The following is a 1,943-nucleotide window of genomic DNA, read 5'->3' on the forward strand; positions in this document are numbered from 1 at the left end:
TTTATCAAGAGCCGTGTGCGAGGCCCGCATGCACGGTTCTGTGAGAGGAAAGACCTCAGAAAAAAATATTTCTGAGGTTCACCTACTCGATAAAAATTATATTGTTTATCATAGTTTAGGAGAATAATAGTGATTTACTTACTTTACATTTTTAATTATATATAGATTATGTGACAATTATATGACAGATAAAAAATAATTAAATTTCTATAACTATATAAAATAAGCTTGCATCTTTTTTAGATGCAGGCTTTAAATGTATTATAGCATATGTGCTCTTAATTCTTCAGCTGACTTGCTTGAAAGATATGCTGGTGGAACATCAAATACTGTTATAGCACCAGTTTTTCCTTCTTTGAACATCTTGTTTATTGCTCTAGCATAAGCAACTAAAACACTTGCAGTAAATTCTGGGTTACTGTCAAGATCTAGAGAATATTCTATCTTATGTTTGTTACCATTACCTGTAACACCAGTTCTTATTACGAATCCACCATGAGGAATTCCAGAGTGGTTCTTATTAAATTCTTCTTCAGTTATGAAGTTAACTTCTGTATCATAATCTGAGAAGTAGTTTGGCATAGTCTTAATTTCTTCTTCAATCTTAGCCTTATCTGCATTTTCTTCAGCTACAACGTAGCATACTCTAAGGTGTTTTTCTCTAGTTGTAAGTTCTGGATTAGCTCCGCTTCTTACTTTTTCTAAAGCATCTTCCTTAGGAATAGTATATTGTTTACCATTCTTAACTCCTTGAACTCTTCTTATAGCATCTGAGTGACCTTGGCTTACACCTTTACCCCAGAATGTATAATCAGTTCCATCTGGTAAGATTGCATTAGCATATAATCTATTTAATGAGAATAGACCTGGATCCCAACCTACTGATATGATTCCTAAAGTTCCAGCTGCCTTAGAAGCTTTATCTACTGCTGCAAAGTGTTCTGGAATATTTGCATGTGTATCAAAGCTATCTACTGTATTAAACATAGCAGCTATTTCAGGTGTTTGAGTTGGAAGGTCAGTAGCTGATCCACCACAAAGAATCATTACATCGATTTTATCTTTGTATTCTCCAATTTTTGAAACATGGATTGCTTTTGAACCATCATCTAATACAAGATTTTCTCTTCTTGTAAATACTCCAACTAATTCCATATCATCATTTTGTTTTAAAGAGTTTAAAACTCCTCTTCCTAGGTTACCATAGCCTAGAACGCCAATTCTTGTCTTATTTTGCATTATATAGCCCTCCATTTATGTATTTTTAAACATATCTATTTTAACATATATGCTTAATAGTTCATAGATAAATTTCGGATTATATAGATAAAATAGATAATTTATTAAGATAAATTTAAAAATTTTGGAATGATTTTTTGGAAAATAAAATAATACGCTAATAAAAGAACATATAAAAACTTCTTGATAACTATTTGGGAAATAAGGTATAATTTGTATTGCAAAACAATCTTTTTGATTAATATAGAACCTTAGATAGAACTTAAAAATTTGCTTCTAACAACTAATTTAAGGGAGGTAAAATATTATGAAGAACTATTTACCCATAGGCTCAGTAGTTTTACTTAATGAGGGGAATAAGAAATTAATGATTTATGGAAGAAGGCAGTTAGACTCTAGTCGTAAGCTCTTTGATTATATAGCGTGTCTTTATCCAGAAGGAAATATAAGCGATGATTTTTATTTCTTCTTTAATAATGAGGATATTGCGAAGGTCGTGTATAGAGGCTTTGAAGATAATGAGGAAAGAGATTTTGTAAATAGGCTTAATGAAAATATTCTTTAGAGAGTAGTTATAAAAAATAATGGTTTCCTGTTTTTGGGAAACCATTCAGCTTGTAGACAAAAGGGTTAAATGCATTCGCATTTAGCCCTTTTGTTACTTAATATAAAAAGGTCTATAAAACTTTTTGTGAGATTGGACA

At 31.0% G+C, this 1,943-nt stretch carries 2 protein-coding genes; one reads left to right on the forward strand and one right to left on the reverse strand.

The window, feature by feature from the left end:
* Positions 1–261: 261 nt before the first annotated feature.
* Entirely contained in the window at positions 262–1,239 is a 978-nt protein-coding gene (locus BM384_RS16920) for a diaminopimelate dehydrogenase (protein ID WP_090015418.1), read from the reverse strand.
* A gap of 307 nt (positions 1,240–1,546) precedes the next feature.
* Between BM384_RS16920 and BM384_RS16925 the strand changes: the two genes are divergently transcribed.
* On the forward strand, positions 1,547–1,804 hold the full coding sequence (locus tag BM384_RS16925; RefSeq protein ID WP_090015420.1) for a DUF4176 domain-containing protein: 258 nt from the start codon (positions 1,547–1,549) through the stop codon (positions 1,802–1,804).
* Positions 1,805–1,943 lie beyond the last annotated feature (139 nt).

It is taken from the genome of Clostridium sp. DSM 8431 (assembly GCF_900116755.1).
Taxonomy (GTDB): Bacteria; Bacillota; Clostridia; order Clostridiales; family Clostridiaceae; genus Clostridium.